We start from the raw sequence: 18,402 nt of genomic DNA on the forward strand, positions 1-18,402 counted from the left end.
CGGCCATGAACATTTTCAGTATGGCTTGGAAGGGAATTAAATCCGATTTTCGTGACAGAAGAACCTTGTTTTTTATGCTCCTCTTTCCGATTGTCTTGATGCTTGTACTAGGTACGGCTTTGTCGAACACGTTTACCACCAGTATTCCTGTGGATGATCTCCACGTGGTATACACAGATACAACAAAGGGGGAGAACTTTCAGCCTTTTGTTAAGGAGGTCAAAAAGTCGGGTGTTCATTTTAAAAAAGTCATCGATGAAACCAAGGCGAAAAAAGACGTGCAGCAAAGTAAAGTGGATGGCTATGTCAAGGTATCAGATAAGGAAGTGCAGCTGTATCTCAATAATGGCAGCAGCATCGAAGCAAACATTCTTCAAGGCATGCTTTCCGCTTATGTGAATCAATACAATATTGCCACTGAAATCATGAAGACGGCACCGGATAAAATGGCAGCGTTTTCTCGCGATAGCCAGGCGAATTTTATCAAAGAAACCTCGCTTCAACCTGATAAGCAGCCGAGTTCGATGGATTACTATGCGATTGTGATTACGACGATGATTATCCTGTACGGAGCGATGTCGGCCAGTTCGTTAATTGTGGAAGAACGAGTGAGAGGGACGGCCAATCGTCTGATTGCCTCTCCGATTAGAAAAAGTGAAATTTTTATCGGAAAAGTACTTGGAGGTCTTGTCAGCAGTAGTTTATCTGCCTTGCTGGTAGTTCAGCTGAGCAAGCTGTTATTCCATGCGAATTGGGGCGATCATGAAGGAATGGTCTACCTGGTTCTTTTGACTGAGATTATTTTTGCGGTGAGCTTAGGGATTGGAATCAGCTTTTTAGCAAAAACACATGCCGCTCCAAAAGTGATCATTACACTCGTTGCTCAGTTATCCTCCTTCTTTGGCGGGTCCTATTTTAGAATTGTGAATCCTGAGGGTTTCTTCAAATTGATTACGGAGCTTTCTCCCCTTACTTGGATGAACAACGGGTTAATGAAATTAATTTATGCGAATGACCTATCTGCGGCCATCCCTGCAATCACCATCAACATGGCTGGGTCACTCCTCTTTTTACTAGTAGCGGTTATCTCTTTAAAACGACGGGAGGGGCTATAAATGAAGGATATCCTCTGGTTAATTCAAAACACATTAAGTATGACGTTTCGTAAACGAAAAAATGTAATCATGTTCTTGCTCATGCCTTTGGTGGGAATTTTCATTGCCCTTCTTGCCTATGGCGGAAATCAAACACCGACCCTCACGGTAGGCATCGTGAATCAAGACAAGAGCGAGGTTACGGAAGATACGATTCAATTTCTCAAAGGGTTAGAGAACGTGAAGGTGTCCGGGGTGGAGGCAGCAGAGGGGAAGGCGCAGATTACGTCTGGCAAGCTTGACTCTGTGATTATCTTTGAAAAAGGATTCTCAGATAGCGTGCTGAAGGGTTCACCTGACCATATTGAGATTAGCTCTATCAAAGGGGCTGCGGTGACAGGATTTGTGAAGTCCTATTTATATCAATATATCAATAATTTAGCAACGATCAGTCGTGCGGCGGACGGTAACCAGCCGATGTTCGAACAGATGGTGAAGGACTATCAGCAAAGTGGATATAAGCTTGTGAACCATTCAGTGGAAGATGCTTCAAAAAATAAGCTTATGACCAACCAAGCGATTGGGTTCCTGATTATGATCATGATGATGTCGGCAGTTAATCTATCTGAGATTATTTTGTTGGAAAAAGAACAGCGGACGTATTACCGCTTATTATCGACACCGATCAATGCGAGGAAGTATGTATTCGCGAATGTGATTGTGAATATGATTGTGATGACGATCCAGGTGTTAATCACGTTAACCATTATGAGAATGGTCTTTGATATGGGCGTGAATGTGTCCTTTTGGGAAGCCGCGTTTGTTATGATTCTCTTTTCCTTGATTTCAGTCGGTTTGTCATTAGTGATCATTTCTTTCGCCAACAACCGGAGTGCGGCGGGCGCTTTGCAAAACTTAGTGATCACTCCGACTGTCATGCTGTCTGGCTGCTTCTGGCCAGTTGAAGTCATGCCGAAATCGTTGCAAAAAATTGCAGAATTCCTGCCGCAGCGCTGGACCTTAGACACACTCACTAAATTGCAGGAAGGAAGCACCTTCAGCGGCCTGTACCTACACTACATCATTCTATTCGCCTTTGCAGCGGCATTCTTCCTGATCGCCGTGTATCGGTTCAGTAGAAATAATACGACACAGAACTTTATCTAAAAGAGCGGGGACAGTCCCCCACTGCGCTAAAGCGCCGGGGGACTGTCCCCAAAAATTTTTTTAGACGCCCTAAATAGTTGATTTGATAATAATGGAAACACTTACAATGGTAGAATATTATTTTTTGATGATTGACAATATAAAAATAGATTAGTAATATCAAAAATGTTAAAAAAAACTAATAATTCTTATCGAGAGTGACCGAGGGACTTGGCCCTATGACGTCCGGCAACCCCCTAATTGGGAAGGTGCCAATTCCAGCAGAATGACTTTCATTCTGAAAGATAAGCTTGAAATAATTGTTTGTATTTCGATGCTCCTTTCAGTTGAAAGGGGCATTTTTTGTATGGAAAAATCCAACAGGGTCGTAGCAGGCTAACTGGATAAACATTATTTTAAAATATCGCTCATGAAAAAAGAGGTCATCATTATGATTGAGATTCGTCAACTAACAAAGGAATATAAAACGAAAAGTGGAACGGTCAAGGGAGTCGATGATGTTTCTTTAACGGTTCAACGAGGGGAAATCTATGGTATCGTCGGCTACTCTGGCGCCGGAAAAAGCTCGTTGCTCCGCTGCATTAACTTGTTGGAACAACCTACTTCAGGCACTATTACTGTCGATGGGACGGACCTTACTTCCTTAAAAGGGGAGAAGCTTCGTCTGGCACGGCTAAAGATTGGCATGATCTTTCAACACTTTTACCTCATCAGTCAAAAGACAGTCTATGAAAATATTGCTTTTTCGCTGAAAGCGGCCAACTATCCGAAGAATCAAATCAGCACCCGTGTGATGGAATTACTAGAAACGGTGGGACTTGCGGATAAGCGCGATGTGTATCCAGCCCAGCTGAGCGGTGGACAAAAGCAGCGGGTGGGGATTGCACGGGCACTCGCCAATAATCCAACAGTCCTGCTGTGTGATGAGGCAACCTCCGCCCTTGACCCGACCACAACCAAGTCGATTTTGAATCTATTAAAAAAGATCAACAGGGAGCTTAACATTACGATTATTCTCATCACGCATGAGATGGACGTAGTAAAAGAAATTTGCCACCGGATGGCGATTATGCAAGACGGGAAGGTGATTGAAGAAGGAGCAGTCTATGACATCTTCGCCAACCCTCAGGCGGAGCTCACCGGAGAGTTTATTGATAGTGTAGTATCTTTTGATATACCGGAGTCCATCCTGTCTAGCAGTGAAGGGCCAATCATTAAGGTGTTATTTAAAGGGAAAGTCGCCGGTGAGGGGGTCATTTCCGATATGCTGCAGACATTCAGCGTAAAAGGGAACTTCCTCCATGGTTCGATTGAATACATCCAAGAATTGCCCTTGGGCATTTTCATTATGGAACTGAAAGGTGCGAAAGAGGAATTGACCGCGGCCCTTCGATACATTGAGGACCGGGCCGCGCAAGTGGAGGTGTTACGAAATGGGATTTGATTTTCAGCATCTGGTGGAATTAATTCCAGATATCAATACTGCTTTTATGCAGACGATTTATATGATTATGATTTCCTTAGCGATTGCCATCGTCATTGGCTTGCCAGTGGGAATCCTGTTATTTGTCACTGACAAAGGCTTGTTTTTACAAAATCGCATGATTCAAGTAACGATGGGATTCCTAGTAAACTTGATTCGTTCGATTCCATTTATTATCTTGCTGGTAGCGCTAATTCCATTAACCAACTTCATCGTTGGTTCGACGATTGGACCGACAGCCGCAAGTGTGTCGCTATCGGTGGCAGCCATTCCATTCTTTGCTCGAATCGTCGAAACGGCATTAAGGGAAATCGATAAAGGGGTCATCGAAGCGGCGATTGCGGCGGGAGCGACGCCAACCATGATTATAAAAGATGTTCTGCTCCTTGAAGCAAGATCAGGAATCATCTCGGGTATTACGTTGACCCTTATTAGTTTAATCGGATTTTCGGCGATGGCCGGGACAGTGGGCGGCGGTGGAATTGGAGATTTAGCAATTCGCTTTGGGTATTACCGCTATGACAATACCATCATGATTGCCACTGTTGTTATATTAATTATTTTAGTTCAGGTTATTCAACTGCTTGGTGATTTTGTTGCCAAAGTTGTCGATAAAAGAAGATAAGGAAGGAAGGAAAAAGTTATGAAAAAATGGTTTTTAGCAATGGTGTTAGTTTTAGTTGTAGGTGCGTTAGCAGCATGCGGCAGCAGTTCAGAGAGTAAAGACAAAGCAGTAGCAAAATCTAAAGATATTAAATTAGGGGCTACTGCTGGTCCGTACAGTGATATGTTGAAGGAAGCAATTGTTCCTGGTTTAGAAAAGAAGGGCTACAAAGTTGAGATTGTAGAATTCAGTGATTACATCCAGCCAAATAAAGCGTTAGACAATGGGGACATCCAAGCAAACCTATTCCAGCATTCTATCTATCTAGAGAATTTTGCGAAGGAAAACAACATGAAGTTGTCTGCACTGATTTCTGTTCCAACTGCACCAATGGGGCTTTACTCAAAGAAATTCAAATCATTGGATGAAGTGAAAAACGGAGCAACGGTTACGCTTCCGAATGACCCAACAAACGCAGCTCGTGCCTTAAATACACTTCGTGATGAAGGCCTAATTACAATTAACGAAAGTGCCGACCCGTTGAAAGTATCTGAGAAGGACATTGTTGAAAATAAGAAAAACTTGAAGTTCCAAGCAATTGAAGCAGGCCAGCTTCCTCGTTCTGTGGACAGTGTCGATTTAGCGGCAGTACCTGGAAACTTCGCATTGGCTGCAAAAATGAACCTGCTAGATGCACTAGCACTTGAAAATATGCTAGATTCCTATCGCAATATCGTTGCGGTAAAAACAGAAAACAAAGATTCTCAACTTGCAAAAGATATTAAAGAAGTCGTGGAATCTGCAGACTTCAAAAAAGTCATTGATGAGAAGTTTAAAGGCTTTGGAAAGCCGGAGTGGATGAAGAAATAAGGGGAAAAGATGGGGACAGTCCCCCGGCGCTTTAACGCAGCGGGGGACTGTCCCCATTTCTTTACTTCTTTTTCAGCCCAGGCGGCATGGTTTTAACATGGATTTGAAGCTCAGCTGTTAAGCCATGGTACGAGACTTTGATTGTTGTTTTACCTTTTTTACCAGCTTGAACAACACCGTTTTGGTTCACCACCGCAACAGTGTGATCCGCACTAGTAAATTCCACTTCATCGGTCAATGTTTGGACAGATCCATCATAATAAACACCCTTCACCACAAGCGAAGCCGTTTCTCCTTCTCTTAAGGAATCCGGACCTTCCACTTTAATAGATACTGGGTTAGCTGCTAACGCGCCGACATGGGTTCCCGCTTTACTTAGTTCGCTCTCAGGAGCTAAACGGAGGAAGTTCCCATAATTAATGGCACCATTTTCATATCTAGTAAACTCTTCAGGGACATCGAGACTGACAAAGTCCTTCGCTGAAACCGCTACACCAGCACTATTCACTGTCTTTGACCCGTCAAAAAGGAAATTGGTCTCATCGACATTTCCGCTGATTGAATCTCTTATGGTACCGCCGTTCGTTCTAAAGGAGAGATTATTTTTAAATATTCCCTGCTCCACAGCTGTAAAATAAGGATTGATTCGGAACACATAATTAAAGCGTTTGTTGTTGAAAGAAGTATTGTTCTCGACGACAATTTTTCCAGGGTTAAAATTATCGGTAAAGCCGTCCATATTGTTATCAAACGCAATGTTGTTACGGACGATGTGAGCAACCGGCAGGCCTTCTCCACCTAGCTTAAAGCCATTCCCCTGATTGCCCTCTTCGTTATAGCCATTACTTAGCTTCCCATTGGAATAAGCAATATTTCCGTCCAAGGTAATCGGCATATTTGCCCCTTCATTTGTTCGGTTATATAAATCCCAACCATCGTCAATATTGTGATGGGCGATATTGCCTTTAAACACATTGCCCGCACCTACACCGAGTTTTGCAGCAAAACCATCGGCATTTTCATCACTCAAATCATGGTTGTCATGGGATTCACAATTTAAAATCAAGTTGTACTTCGGCCATTTTTCAGGATCTGAACCGCTGCCGCTAATTTGCAAACCTGTATCCCCGTTAAAATTGAAGAGCATTTGCTCGACCACATTGTGATTTCCGCTTACTCTCATTCCATTGGATACACCCCTAGTAATATGGATCCCAGCCAAATGCCAATAATCCGCATTTAACTTGAGCACATTAGCAAGATGGTTTTGCCCATCTATGGTGACCTCTTCGCCGTTATAGGCGGCGAGCGTTTTTACTTTATCCTTCTCACCACTATATTCCTTTTTAATATCGATGATAGCGGAAGGCGTATAAGTCCCTTCGCGCATAAAAATAGTTTCCCCAGGAAGAACATACTTGATTGCTGTTTCTAAATTCATCGGGTCGTCGATGGTGCCTCGTGCTGAACTTGTACCATTTGGTGACACATAAAGTCCGGCACCCGAGTTGTACACCTTCTTTGTTACTTGAATGGTTTTTGTAATCGGTGTAGTAGAAGGAGCTCCTGTTGGCGTATAGGTCACACTAAAATTCGTTGTATCGTTGTCCAACTTTGTTGCAAAGGAGTAGAGTTCATCCTTTTTGACTGCTTCGTTGCTGACAACCTCTGATCCATCCTTCGTTGCTGACAACCTCTGATCCATCCTTCGTTACCGTAATCGTTCCATCATAATTAGCCAGAGTTTTTAGCTCATAGTTAGCCGAGCCAATTTCTGGTGCAGAAACGATTTCCATGGCTGCCTTTGGTTCAACAACAGGTGCCGGGGGTGTTGGTATGGTATGAGCCTCACTTAGTGATAAGCTCGCATTTCGGATGGTCATTTTTGCATTTCTTGCTGCATAAAAGCCTACATACATATGATCCGGATCGATGACCTGTACCATGTCTGCACCCGTGATTCTTTTTTCAAAAGTTTTCTGCTCCACTAGGTGGGTAAAGGTAGCAGACATGATAAATTCGCTATCGGTTCTCTCTAATTTCACATGGACAGGTGTCCCAATTGGAAGTTTGTAAGTTGAATCTGTTGTAAAAGGAGAGGCCTTTAACTCACTGCCTAAGTTTCCCCAAGGGTATTTGACTCCTGTCCGTTCGGTCCAGCCGTTGTTTCCGGTCCAAACTGATCAATGGTCATGTCTGCTTCAAGAACGAAGTTGTGCACCTTTGGATCAAGCTTTGTGTAGTAAAAAGTGAGTCCGTCATGGCCCGGTGCCAATTTTCCACCTCTACTCTCTAAGACTATCTCACCCTCAATGGTGCCTTGTTTGTCAGGGTGGGCATAGTTTGTTCCCACTTTTTCAGGCAGGACATTCGGTGAGAAGCTGAGATCCGTCGACTGTCCAAAAGTGATGCTCTCCCACTTTAACTGGGAGGAATCGTATCCCTGTGTGCCTTCTGCCGCCTTGGCCGATGTGACCAGCATCGGTGCTGTACTTAGTGCTAACACCGTGGATAGAAGGATACTCCTTACCTTGGTAAGCGTTTTCAAATTTTTCAACTCCTCTCACAAATTTATGTAACAATTGAGAGTATAGTAGATATTATGTTTTTTAAAAATTAAAAATCTTTAGGTTTTTGTTTAATATTTTTCACTCTTTTTGCGGGGACAGTCCCCCGACGGGGTAATACGTCACAGTGATAAAGGTACGCAAGGGTCATTGGTTCTAATTTCATAATGTTGGTGAAGTTTTCATACAGTTAGGTAAACAGTTATTTTTCTATGTAAAAGCTTTGTTTGAGTAATAAAAGGGGGGAACGACATGCAATATAAGAAATCAATAATTGGTGGGGCCATTGCCATTGTGATTTTAGTAGTTGGATTTTTTTCGACTACCACTGTTGCGTCAGGTTATAGAGGTGTCCTTTTGCAATTAGGGGCTGTTAAGCCAACCATTTTAACAGAAGGATTTCACTTTAAGCTTCCGTTTATCCAAACCGTTCAACCGATTGAGGTACGGGTACAAAAAGAAGAAAGCTCACAGACCGCTGCCTCCAAAGATCTACAAATTGTTACTACAAATGTGGCCGTCAACTTTTCTGTTAATCCTGAAGCCGCGAATAAATTATATCAAGAAATCGGACTGGATTATCGTTCCAGAATTGTTGATCCAGCGATTGCCGAATCGTTAAAGGCAATTACCGCACTTTATACAGCAGAAGAATTGATTTCAAAACGCCCAGAAGTATCAGCAAAAGTAAAAGAGATGCTTGCTGCTAAATTAACAAAATATCATATGATTCTAGAAGATATTAATATCAAAGAGTTTGCTTTCAGTGAAGAATTCAATAAAGCGATTGAAGCCAAGCAAACGGCTGAACAAAACGCGTTAAGGGCACAAAGAGATCTAGAGAGAATCAAAATAGAAGCGGAGCAGAAGGTCGCTCAAGCAGGGGCAGAAGCAGAAGCCCTCCGCTTGAAAAAGCAAGAAGTTACGCCGGAGTTAATCCAATTAAAACAAATTGAAGTTCAAGAGAAGGCTTTGGAGAAATGGGATGGCCGCCTGCCAAGTGTCACAGGTGGAGCCACACCGTTTATTGATGTAAATGGACTCGAGAAACAAAAATAGAAAGAGAGGGGACAGTCCCCCGGCGCTTTAGCGCGGTGGGGGACTGTCCCCGTTTTATTAACTCAATTTCGGTTTAGCCACCAATCCTTGTTGCTCGGAGGATGGGTCCTTTTGAATCAGGAAGGATGTGAGTAATGCTAAGATACTACCTACAAACCCAAATATAAAGAGATGGTGAATGCCTTGCATGAAGTTCGCACCGCTCGTTAATAATGCCCCCATGATGGTTACACCAATCGCGGTCCCCATATTCCGGCAGAACATGAAGAAGGAAGTGGAGATACCTCTTTCATGCCCCCCTACAAGCTGCTGCACGCCGATCATTCCAACTGTTGTGAGGAGACCGAACGCTAAGCCTTGAACAATCATGACTAAGAAAACAAACCAGAAACCGTGGCTTGGATCAAGCAGGGTTAACAGAGATCCAGAAAGGAACAATAATACATTTCCGATGATTAACAAGATGCGATAGCCATATTTCAGAATCCATTTACCTGCTGGCACGGCAGCTACCATCCAGCCGATAGCCGTTCCGAGTAAGGCCACACCGCTAAGGAACAGCGAAAGCCCAGCGATATTTTGCAAGAATAAGGGAACAAAACTGGAAGCCCCAAATAAAGCGGTCGTCCCAATAAAGGCATTGATGTTGATTCTTGATATCATCTTATTTTTAAACATAGAAAGCGGAACGATAGGTGACTCTTGTTTCCTTTCAAAAAAGTAAAAGACCACTAAGAATACGATCCCAATCAGCGCATAAAGGACGCGGTTCTCCTTCACGATTGTATCTAATAGAAGGAAGGTGACACCGACAGCGAAGAGAATGGCACCGATGTAGTCGACCTTCGCTTTTTTCGGCTGGTAATTTTCTTTGTAAGGCAGCAGGGTGATAAACGAAATGATACACACCGGCAGATTGACAAAGAAAATCCAGCGCCACGTCATAAACTCTACAAAGAATGATCCTAGCAATGGTGCAAGCACGGCGGATAAGCCCCACATCGCCGTAAATAACGCTTGGATTTTGCCTCGTTTTTCAACAGAAAACAAATCTCCGGCAATGATGGCAGGAAACGGCATCATAAATCCTGCGCCAATCCCTTGCACAGCGCGGAAAATAACCAATTGAATCATATTGGCGGACAGCCCGCAAAGGAGTGAGCCTACTAAAAATAGAAGGATCCCAGTTCCAAAGACTCTTTTCCTTCCGAATAAATCGGATAATCTACCAGCCACAGGTGAAAGAATGGTGCTGGTAATCATGTAGGACGCGAACGACCATGCATAGAGGTCAAATCGGCCTAACTCTTTTGCAATGATGGGCATCGTCGTATTCATGATCGTCGAATCGATAGACGCAACCAGCATCGCAAGTACAATACTAACCATCACAGTTGTTCTACTTTTCATCTATATAACCCCTTTTATTATTGAGAAATTGTTCGCACTGTAAAAATCTTGAACTTGAGATATATTAAAGCAATTTTTGGTGCCTGTCAAGAAGAATGCGGAGATGCCCTGGGCCGCTGCGGGCAGGCCAAATTAATAGATATGTAGATATCCTTATAAAATGTGTAGATATCGTTGGGATTTGTGTAGATAAACAAGAAAAGTGTGTAGATATCTGGGGGATTTGTGTAGATAAATAGGTAAAGTGTGTAGAAAATTAGTTAACAAAACTAGTTTCCTGTAGAATAGGGGTAGCTTATTTTTATGAGAAAAAGGGAGGTTTTGCACATGGGAAAAAGAAAATGGTGGTTTATAGCGGCTATCATATGGATGACGGGGATCTTTTGTGCGACCCAGCTTCCGTACTTTACGGGGGAAAATACGTCAAAGACCATTGAAAAGGTAGTTGATACGGAACATAAAAGCATCGATACACCAAGTGCGGACCATGGGGTGATTGAGGTGCTGAACTTCCTGATCCGAAAGGCAACACATCTTACGGCATTTGGAATCCTTGCCTTGTTACTGTTCAAATCGCTGGAAACCACTCGTTTTCCGTACATACTCGCATGGATCCTAACGACTCTTTACGCGATGAGTGATGAATATCATCAATCCTTTATGCCTGGCAGGACGGCGGCTTTTAAGGATGTACTGATTGATTCCTTTGGTGCACTAGTTGTCTTATCGTTGGTTAATTATTTTAAGAAAAAAATGTTAGTTAAAAAGGAATGAAAGAGTACTTATTATTATACTCTTTTATTCTCTTTTTCTCTTATTTAGGTCTTTACTACTAGTTCTTAATCGAGTACAATGATAATTATCTGAATATTATCTACTTTCAAAATACACTCCACTAGATACCTCATATACTATTTAACGATCTTACATAGGTCATTATTATTTTTCCCTTAAATATAAGTAAAAAAGTAGGAATAATATGTTTTGTGTATCACTTAAATTAAAAACACCTTTTTACTATATTCATAGATTTATTTCTTAAAGGAGGTGAGCATTTTTTATTAGGAGGAAAAATTAATCGTTTCGAAAGGGGAATGGGAGATTGAAGGCAAGGCATTATCGTAAATTATTTAGTAGTTTTCTCGTCTTAACCATTATCTTCACCATGCTATTTCCATCATATGGCGCTGCAACTACGCCATTAGAGAAAAAAGAAAACATTGTAAACAATGAATCAAACTCATTAGAGAAAAATCTAATTGCCCAGCAAAAGGCAGCATTAGCGCAAGGACCTGTCTTACATCCAAGTTTAAAAAACCTTAAAGGTAATCAAGAAGTCGCCGTGATTGTTGAGTTGTCCGAATACCCTGTTGCTTTAGTAAAAGGAATCAACAAACAAGCTGGCAAGTTGACTTCTAAAACAGAAGAAAAAGCCATTCAGCAAAAAGTCATTACTCAACAACAAAAATTTAAAACCAACCTAAGTGCAAAGGGAATTGCGGCAAAGGTTGGATTTACTTACAATTACACCTTCAACGGAATGGCCTTGAAATTAAAAGCCAGTGACGTGGCAAAGCTTCTTTCAGTTGATGGTGTTAAATTAGTCGAACCAGATGCAGAAAAAGTTGCACTTGGAGAAAAAGTTGTTCCTGGTGATCAAAAGAATGCAACAATGAATACGAGCAGTCCATTCTTAGAAGTTCCTTCTGTATGGGGCCTAGGCTATGAAGGACAAGGCGTAAAAGTTGCCGTCCTTGATACAGGAATTGACTATAATCACCCTGAGTTTGAGGGCGTGTACAAAGGTGGATACAACTTTATCGATCAGTCCAACTCTGCGAACTATGCACGAACTAGAACTGCGGATGATCCATATGAAACGACTCCTTTAGATCGTCCGAGTAATAAAGCTGAGTTTGATGCCAATGGTAGTGCCTTCTATACCGAGCACGGTACACACGTTGCCGGTACGATTGCGGCACAAGGAAAAAATCCATTCGGGATCAAAGGCCTTGCTCCAAAGGTAGATTTATATGCCTACCGCGTACTAGGCGCCTATGGAAGCGGTGCCAACTCTGGTATTATTGCAGCGATTGATAAGGCTGCACAAGAGAAAATGGATATTATCAACTTATCCTTAGGGGGATCCAATAATACCCAAACCTCTTCAGATGCGATTGCAATTAACAATGCTGCGCTTGCGGGCGTAACAGCCGTCATCGCAACAGGTAATGACGGCCCGAATCGTGGAACAATTGGAAGTCCTGGAGTTGCAGCTTTTGCAATTTCTGTTGCCAACTCTACTGTTCCTGAAACAACAAAGGCTGGACAAGCTACAGTAACAGTTGAGGGATCTGCACCAACTGCCTATAATATGAACCTTATGGGTTGGAAATTCGGTACAGAGCCGAGTAATTTATTAACAGGTACTTATGACGTTGTAGCTGTTCCAAACTTTGGAGTAGATGCCGATTATACAGGCCTAGACGTCAAGGGAAAAGTAGCCTTCGTTTCTCGTGGCGGCGGAGTTGCATTTGTTGACAAGATCGCTGCAGCGAAGAAGGCAGGAGCAGTGGCTACAATTATTCATAATAATACAGGAACAACTCCAGCTGGAATTTTCCTAGGGGATTCGTTCCATTTCATTCCGACATTTGATATGTCAACTACAGATGGTAACGCACTTAGAACGGCGTTAGCAACGAAAAAAGCGACTGTCACTTTTGGAAACTTTACATCTAACAAAACAGCTGGAGATGATATCAATAGCTCAAGTTCTCGTGGACCTGCGAACCCGAATTTCGACTTGAAGCCAGACGTATCTGCTCCAGGCACGAATATCATGTCTTCAGTTCCTGCTTATGGTAAAGACTATCCAAACGCTGATTACTCTGAATCCTATGATCGTTTCACAGGAACAAGTATGGCGACTCCGCATGTTGCCGGTATTGCTGCCTTACTAAAATCAGAGCATCCAACTTGGACGCCGTTTGATTTAAAAGTAGCAATTTCAAATACTGCGAAGCAACTCGATATAACAAAGTATGATGTTTTTGCCCAGGGGCCTGGACGTGTGCAACCATTAAAGGCTGCTACGACTGAGGCTTTGGCTTATTCTATCGATAAGACAAGTTTCTCTGGAAAAACCTATGATAACATCAAAGGTACCGTTACATTCGGAAACGTGGCAACAAGTACTACTGCTGAATCCAAAGTAGTAAGGGACATTGTCGTGAAAAACCTCACTGGTGAAGCAAGTGACTATACAGTCACAGTTCAAACGACAAAGGCGGCAACGGGTACGTTAGCAGCTGCAAATGTCACAGTGGATCAAGCAAGCTTTAACTTGTCTGCATCAGGTGAGCAGGCGTTAAAAGTAACCTTGAATGTTCCAAAAGGTTCCGGATCAACTGGAAACGAAATTCTAGGTTATATCCACATCACGAATGGTAAAACAAAATTAATTTTACCGTTTGCGGGTAACCTTGCACCACCAACTGGCTTAAAGAGCTACACGATTGATAGTAAGGTAATTTCACCAAATGCTGATGGAAAATTAGACAGCACAACCTTACGTTATGAGTTCTATGACCGTCAATACACCACATATATCGAGCTATGGGATGCACTGCATCAGGAAGCAGGATATTATGGTGACGGATATCTAGGCTACTTCCTTGCTGCCTCTTCAACAACCACAGGAGCAAAGACACTGGCTATTAATGGACAGTATACGGATTGGGGAACTAGTAAAAAGGTTCTTGCTGCTGACGGCGTATACACGATTGATATTACAACTTTAAACCAAGCGCAAACGGCGGTTGCTGCTTCGGGATATGTTGGACCGATTTTTATTAAAACAACAGCTCCAAAAATTGTAACTGAAAACAGCTATACGACCAAAACTGACAAATTTGACCTTTCAGGAAGCCTGAATGACTCGTATATCGATTGGGCTCCAGGAGTAGAAGAAGTATTTGGTGAAAGCTATGACATCAATTCAAAACTACAAGCAAAGTATCAATTAACAAATAGCAAAGGTGAAACACAAGTAGGAACAACAGCTATTACGCTTGATCAAGATGGTTCTTTCCATGTATCCTTGGACGGCTTGACTGAAGGGGATAACAAAGTAAAGATTACAGTCGATGATGAAGCAAAAAACTCTGCCTCAAAAGAAATTACGATTACAAGACAGGTTGCTGATCCGGAGCCAAATCCAGACGCAGGTAAAGGTCAGTTATTATTAGATAGCCAACCATTAGCCAACATTCCATTCAGCGTGTACACGGCTGGTGCAAACCAAGTTTGGTATGATTTAAAATCGGATGCAAATGGAAACTTTACACACAATCTTCCAGATGGAGATTATAAGATTGATGGTGTTTGGGCAGCTCCGACTTGGTACCCATTAAACGGATCATTTACGATTAAAAATGGTTTAGTGAATGGTAGCAAACTAGTCGTTAATGCTAACGATTATCAAGTTCCAACAGACCCTAACAAATGGAACATTGCGGGTAAATTAACGAAAAATGGCGATGCGTTTGCTAACATTCCATTTAGCGTTCATTCTCTTGATGGCGCGAACTGGTACGATACAAGAACTGACGCGAAAGGGAATTTCGCAGTCAAGGTACCAGATGGAACGTATCAGTTAGATGGAATTTGGGAAGCAGCAAAAGGCAAGTGGCATGTATTAAATCAACAATTTACAGTCAAGGATGGAAAGCTAGTAGGCACAGACCAATTACTTGTAAATGTGACTTCAATTGAAGGAAATGTAACGGGGACGTTAAAACAGGGTGATACTCCGTTAGCCAATACGATCTTCAGTGTTCATAAGTCAACTGGCGAAGTTGTTTGGTATGATACACAAACGGATGCGAATGGAAACTTCAAGTTAAGCCTGCCAGATGGTTCCTACAAGCTTGAAGGAATCTGGGTTGATAAAGATGGCAGATGGTATGAGCTACAAAAAGAATTTACTGTTTCTGGTTCTCTGCAGTTTGATGTAACGATTCCAACTGCACCAGTTAAAAACGTGACAGGTGTATTAACGAAAGGAACAGAAGCGTTAGGCAATGTTGTATTCAGTTTCCATTCCACTACAGGTGATCAATGGTACAATGTGAAAACAGCGGCAGACGGAAGCTTTGGCTTGGTCGTACCGAATGGCTCTTATCAATTAGATGGCATTTGGTTAGAATCGGAGGCGAAGTGGTACGTATTAAATCTTAAATTTAGTGTCGTAGATGGAAAATTAGTTGGAATGGATCAATGGCTTATTAACCTAAACAACTAATGAAGGTAGGGAGAGTCGGCCTCTAGGTTTTGGGGTCGACTCTTTTGAAATCAACTTTTAAAATTGGGGATGAGTATAGTTTATTTTTGAAGGGAGTCGGTTCTTTGTTAAAAAAATTAGGATTACTGGCGCTTGTATCGTTACTAGCGGCTTCGCTCATTTCGTGTTCAAAAGATAAGGAAGCGTCAAAGCCAGCAGAAAAGACGGAAGCTTCTTCAGTCAAAAAGGAAACGGGTTCGAAAGGAAAAGAAAACCAGAAGGCACCAAAAAGTGAAGCAGAATTAGCAAGTGAGCTAGTATTGAAAAATACGAAACTTGTCAAAGTATTTAGTATCAATCAGCAAATTAGTGAAAATGATAAAGACCTTGGGCCGTTTTATTTAGTTCGGGGGGTCGACGATAAAGGCCGCAAAACGGAAGTATGGGTCAATAAAGGGAAAATCTATTATATTAAATAATAGAAAGCCGTGCTGAGCACGGCTTTTATGATTGCTATTTATTAGTTATCGTTAACAATTGGCTGATCGACAACATCAGAATCTAAATTATTTGTTGCGCTTGTTCCAGTAACCGTTATGATGTGAACGCCAGTATTGGACGCCCCTGAGCCAAAGGCATTTTTCGAAGCGTTTTTCGGTGACACAAACACCGCTCCGCCAAACTGAACCACCCCACCACTCACCGTGTCAATCTTCACTTGCCCTGGTACGAACGACATATAAAAACATCCTTTTTAAGTTTATCATGTAATCTAATCTATGCAAAGGTCATTAAATTAGTTCACGGGGACAGTCCCCCGCTGCGTTAAAGCGCCGGGGGACTGTCCCCATTTTTTCGCATGGATAGTAACCGTCCTTTACGTGATGAGCGATGAATATCATCAATCATTTATGCCAGGTCGAACGGCAACGTATAAAGATGTATTGATTGATGCCTTTGGGGCGTTGGTCGTTTTGTCGCTCGTTTATCTTTTTAGAAAAAGGAAAAGATCCTATTAGAAAAGGAAGGAAAGAGCACATACCCATCCATGCTCTTTCCTTCCTTTTTAGTTATCCTGTACGATTGGCTGGTCCAGCACATCTGTATCAACCGTATTGGTTGAACTTGCACCGTTAACAGTAACGATGTTAACACCAGTGTTGCTTACACCCGAACCATTGAAACTTTTAGTGGCACTTTTAGGCGATACAAATACCGCTCCGCCAAACTGCACAACCCCGCCACTTACCGTATCAATCTACACTTGCCCTGGCCCAAAAGACATACACAAACATCCCTTTTTAATTAATGGTGTAATCTAATCTATGCGAAAGACCAATCAGGTGTTCATTGGGGACTGTCCCCTATTTACTAGATTTGAATTTTTTACTAAATTTCTTCAAAAAAGGAGTGATTTCATTAAACAATGGTTTATATTGTTTTGTTGTGGTAACAAACATATCAATCGTTTCCATTAGTAATGCCAAATCTATATTGTTAAGATAATTTTCAATCTGATTTTGAGTTGTATAATTTTGGGGAGCAGGCTCTTTTCTTCTAGAGCCAAAGAACCAATCATCCACAGATCTGCTTTCGAAAGATGAATCATCTTTATGTTCGGGAAATTCTTGTGAATGATTGTCGTCATTATTGACAGCTTCTCTGTGTCCAAATATAAAACTTGAGAAACGGTCTAACTTACGATTAGGTTTCCGTTTCATTTGTTCTCCGTTTTCCTGCACTGACCCTTTTCCCCCTTTCCTCCTTACTCTCTTAGATAAAATATGAATGGTTAGGAAACAAGGCGTGGACAATCAGAAAATAAAAAATATGTTTTTATCAATTTGCTAAAATGGTCAATGCTTTATTGGATAAAGGCAATAAAAAAGGATAATCAGTCCTATAACAGAACTAACTATCCTATTTTTATACCGCTTTATAAAATTGAACATTGTTTTTTCCCATTTTTTTTGCGTTATACATAGCATGATCGGCAAATTTGATCAGTGTTTCAACATTGCTTCCATGCTCAGACAATCTGGCCACGCCTATACTTGGGGTTACCATGATGGGAATGGTATTTATTAATACAGGCTTGTTTAATTGAGCTAAAATTCTTTCAGCCACTTCAATTGTTTTTTCATTCTGAGCTTGTGGAAGACTGATAATAAATTCATCACCTGCTAATCTAGCAACAAAGCCACTTTCTCTTACGCTTGTCTTTAAGCGGGCAGCAATTTCGCGAAGCAAAAAATCACCAGCTTCATGGCCATGGGTATCATTTACCGCTTTAAAACCATCTAAATCAATGAACATAACATCAAGTTCTTGTCCCAATTCATTTGCTTTTGTTATTTCATTGTTAAGATACTCCTCAAAAAAACGTCGATTGGGCAACTGAGTTAAGGAGTCATGAAATGCAATTTTCTTAACCTCATCTTTTGCTTTCTTTAATTCATTATTTACAAATACCAACTGAGTTTTTTCTAAATGCAATTTATTGACTAAAAAACTAACAGGAATGGTTACAATTAAATTTGTAAATGTCACTTCACCCAACAAATAGTATTCGAAGAGATAAATTTTACCCTCAAGAGCATTTATTATCTTTGTTATGATATTTAACAAGGTAGAAAAAATAGTAGCAATTATTCCTCCGAAAAATCCGCAGTAGTAAGCAAAAATTAAAGAAGGAATTAGACAAAGTCCCCAAGCTATGGAAACTTGTGGGGCAAATTGAAGCTTATCCGAAATATACATTTCAAGGGCAAATGGAATCGCATAGCAGAACAGAATAATCGGAAGAAATATTTTAGGAATATGGATGAACCAATTTATTCTAAAGGCATACATACAATCTCTCG

At 41.5% G+C, this 18,402-nt stretch carries 17 protein-coding genes, 1 pseudogene and 1 riboswitch; of the genes and pseudogenes, 10 read left to right on the forward strand and 8 right to left on the reverse strand.

Going from position 1 to position 18,402, the window contains the following annotated elements; all coding sequences use genetic code 11:
- The first annotated feature begins 5 nt into the window (after positions 1–5).
- The 5 genes from RCG25_RS03535 (at position 6) to RCG25_RS03555 (ending at position 5,218) form a co-directional block, all read left to right on the forward strand.
- A complete protein-coding gene (locus tag RCG25_RS03535; protein WP_308082308.1) occupies positions 6–1,115 on the forward strand; it encodes an ABC transporter permease in 1,110 nt (369 codons plus the stop codon).
- Entirely contained in the window at positions 1,116–2,261 is a 1,146-nt protein-coding gene (locus tag RCG25_RS03540; RefSeq protein ID WP_308082309.1) for an ABC transporter permease, read from the forward strand.
- A gap of 185 nt (positions 2,262–2,446) precedes the next feature.
- Positions 2,447–2,552: riboswitch (SAM riboswitch) on the forward strand.
- 139 nt (positions 2,553–2,691) lie between these two features.
- On the forward strand, positions 2,692–3,705 hold the full coding sequence (locus RCG25_RS03545; RefSeq protein ID WP_308082310.1) for a methionine ABC transporter ATP-binding protein: 1,014 nt from the start codon (positions 2,692–2,694) through the stop codon (positions 3,703–3,705).
- Positions 3,695–4,369 carry a methionine ABC transporter permease gene (locus RCG25_RS03550; RefSeq protein WP_308082311.1) on the forward strand — a complete coding sequence of 225 codons (675 nt, stop codon included), beginning with the start codon at positions 3,695–3,697 and terminating at the stop codon, positions 4,367–4,369. The genes RCG25_RS03545 and RCG25_RS03550 overlap by 11 nt, the downstream gene beginning before the upstream one ends.
- A gap of 18 nt (positions 4,370–4,387) precedes the next feature.
- Positions 4,388–5,218: a MetQ/NlpA family ABC transporter substrate-binding protein gene (locus RCG25_RS03555; protein ID WP_308082312.1), complete on the forward strand. Its 831-nt coding sequence runs from the start codon at positions 4,388–4,390 to the stop codon at positions 5,216–5,218.
- A 61-nt stretch (positions 5,219–5,279) separates the two neighbouring features.
- Here RCG25_RS03555 and RCG25_RS03560 read toward each other — a convergent pair whose 3' ends face one another.
- The 3 genes from RCG25_RS03560 to RCG25_RS03570 form a co-directional block, all read right to left on the reverse strand.
- Positions 5,280–6,911: a right-handed parallel beta-helix repeat-containing protein gene (locus tag RCG25_RS03560; RefSeq protein WP_308082313.1), complete on the reverse strand. Its 1,632-nt coding sequence runs from the start codon at positions 6,909–6,911 to the stop codon at positions 5,280–5,282.
- Complete coding sequence (locus RCG25_RS03565; RefSeq protein ID WP_308082314.1) at positions 6,853–7,263, reverse strand: hypothetical protein; 411 nt, start codon at positions 7,261–7,263, stop codon at positions 6,853–6,855. The genes RCG25_RS03560 and RCG25_RS03565 overlap by 59 nt, the downstream gene beginning before the upstream one ends.
- 71 nt (positions 7,264–7,334) lie before the next feature.
- The gene (locus RCG25_RS03570) at positions 7,335–7,766 is read right to left on the reverse strand and encodes a hypothetical protein (protein WP_308082315.1); all 432 of its coding nucleotides are present in this window, start codon (positions 7,764–7,766) and stop codon (positions 7,335–7,337) included.
- Between the two features lie 271 nt (positions 7,767–8,037).
- Here RCG25_RS03570 and RCG25_RS03575 point away from each other — a divergent pair, with 271 nt between their 5' ends.
- Entirely contained in the window at positions 8,038–8,844 is an 807-nt protein-coding gene (locus RCG25_RS03575; protein ID WP_308082316.1) for a prohibitin family protein, read from the forward strand.
- A 57-nt stretch (positions 8,845–8,901) separates the two neighbouring features.
- Here RCG25_RS03575 and RCG25_RS03580 read toward each other — a convergent pair whose 3' ends face one another.
- Entirely contained in the window at positions 8,902–10,254 is a 1,353-nt protein-coding gene (locus tag RCG25_RS03580) for an MDR family MFS transporter (RefSeq protein ID WP_308082317.1), read from the reverse strand.
- A 327-nt stretch (positions 10,255–10,581) separates the two neighbouring features.
- On the opposite strand from RCG25_RS03580, the gene RCG25_RS03585 reads away from it, so the two are divergent.
- From RCG25_RS03585 to RCG25_RS03595, 3 genes are all read left to right on the forward strand, one after another.
- A complete protein-coding gene (locus tag RCG25_RS03585) occupies positions 10,582–11,028 on the forward strand; it encodes a VanZ family protein (RefSeq protein ID WP_308082318.1) in 447 nt (148 codons plus the stop codon).
- 328 nt (positions 11,029–11,356) lie between these two features.
- Entirely contained in the window at positions 11,357–15,559 is a 4,203-nt protein-coding gene (locus RCG25_RS03590) for a S8 family serine peptidase (protein ID WP_308082319.1), read from the forward strand.
- Positions 15,560–15,663: 104 nt separating this feature from the next.
- Positions 15,664–16,017, forward strand: coding sequence for a hypothetical protein (locus RCG25_RS03595; protein WP_308082320.1), 354 nt, complete (start codon positions 15,664–15,666; stop codon positions 16,015–16,017).
- Between the two features lie 41 nt (positions 16,018–16,058).
- Here the strand turns inward: RCG25_RS03595 and RCG25_RS03600 are convergent, their stop codons facing one another.
- Positions 16,059–16,277, reverse strand: coding sequence for a spore germination protein (locus RCG25_RS03600; protein ID WP_308082321.1), 219 nt, complete (start codon positions 16,275–16,277; stop codon positions 16,059–16,061).
- Positions 16,278–16,398: 121 nt separating this feature from the next.
- Between RCG25_RS03600 and RCG25_RS03605 the strand changes: the two are divergent.
- A pseudogene (locus tag RCG25_RS03605) lies at positions 16,399–16,557 on the forward strand (VanZ family protein); the annotation flags it as partial.
- Positions 16,558–16,604: 47 nt separating this feature from the next.
- On the opposite strand, the gene RCG25_RS03610 reads toward RCG25_RS03605, so the two are convergent.
- The 3 genes from RCG25_RS03610 to RCG25_RS03620 all read right to left on the reverse strand — a co-directional run bounded on the left by RCG25_RS03610 (position 16,605) and on the right by RCG25_RS03620 (position 18,391).
- The gene (locus RCG25_RS03610) at positions 16,605–16,796 is read right to left on the reverse strand and encodes a spore germination protein (protein WP_308084088.1); all 192 of its coding nucleotides are present in this window, start codon (positions 16,794–16,796) and stop codon (positions 16,605–16,607) included.
- A 106-nt stretch (positions 16,797–16,902) separates the two neighbouring features.
- Positions 16,903–17,280 (reverse strand): hypothetical protein, encoded by a 378-nt coding sequence (locus RCG25_RS03615; RefSeq protein ID WP_308082322.1) that lies wholly within the window; start codon positions 17,278–17,280, stop codon positions 16,903–16,905.
- 184 nt (positions 17,281–17,464) lie between these two features.
- Positions 17,465–18,391, reverse strand: coding sequence for a diguanylate cyclase domain-containing protein (locus RCG25_RS03620; protein WP_308082323.1), 927 nt, complete (start codon positions 18,389–18,391; stop codon positions 17,465–17,467).
- Positions 18,392–18,402: the final 11 nt, after the last annotated feature.

This window comes from Neobacillus sp. PS2-9 (assembly GCF_030915525.1).
Lineage (GTDB): Bacteria > Bacillota > Bacilli > Bacillales > Cytobacillaceae > Neobacillus.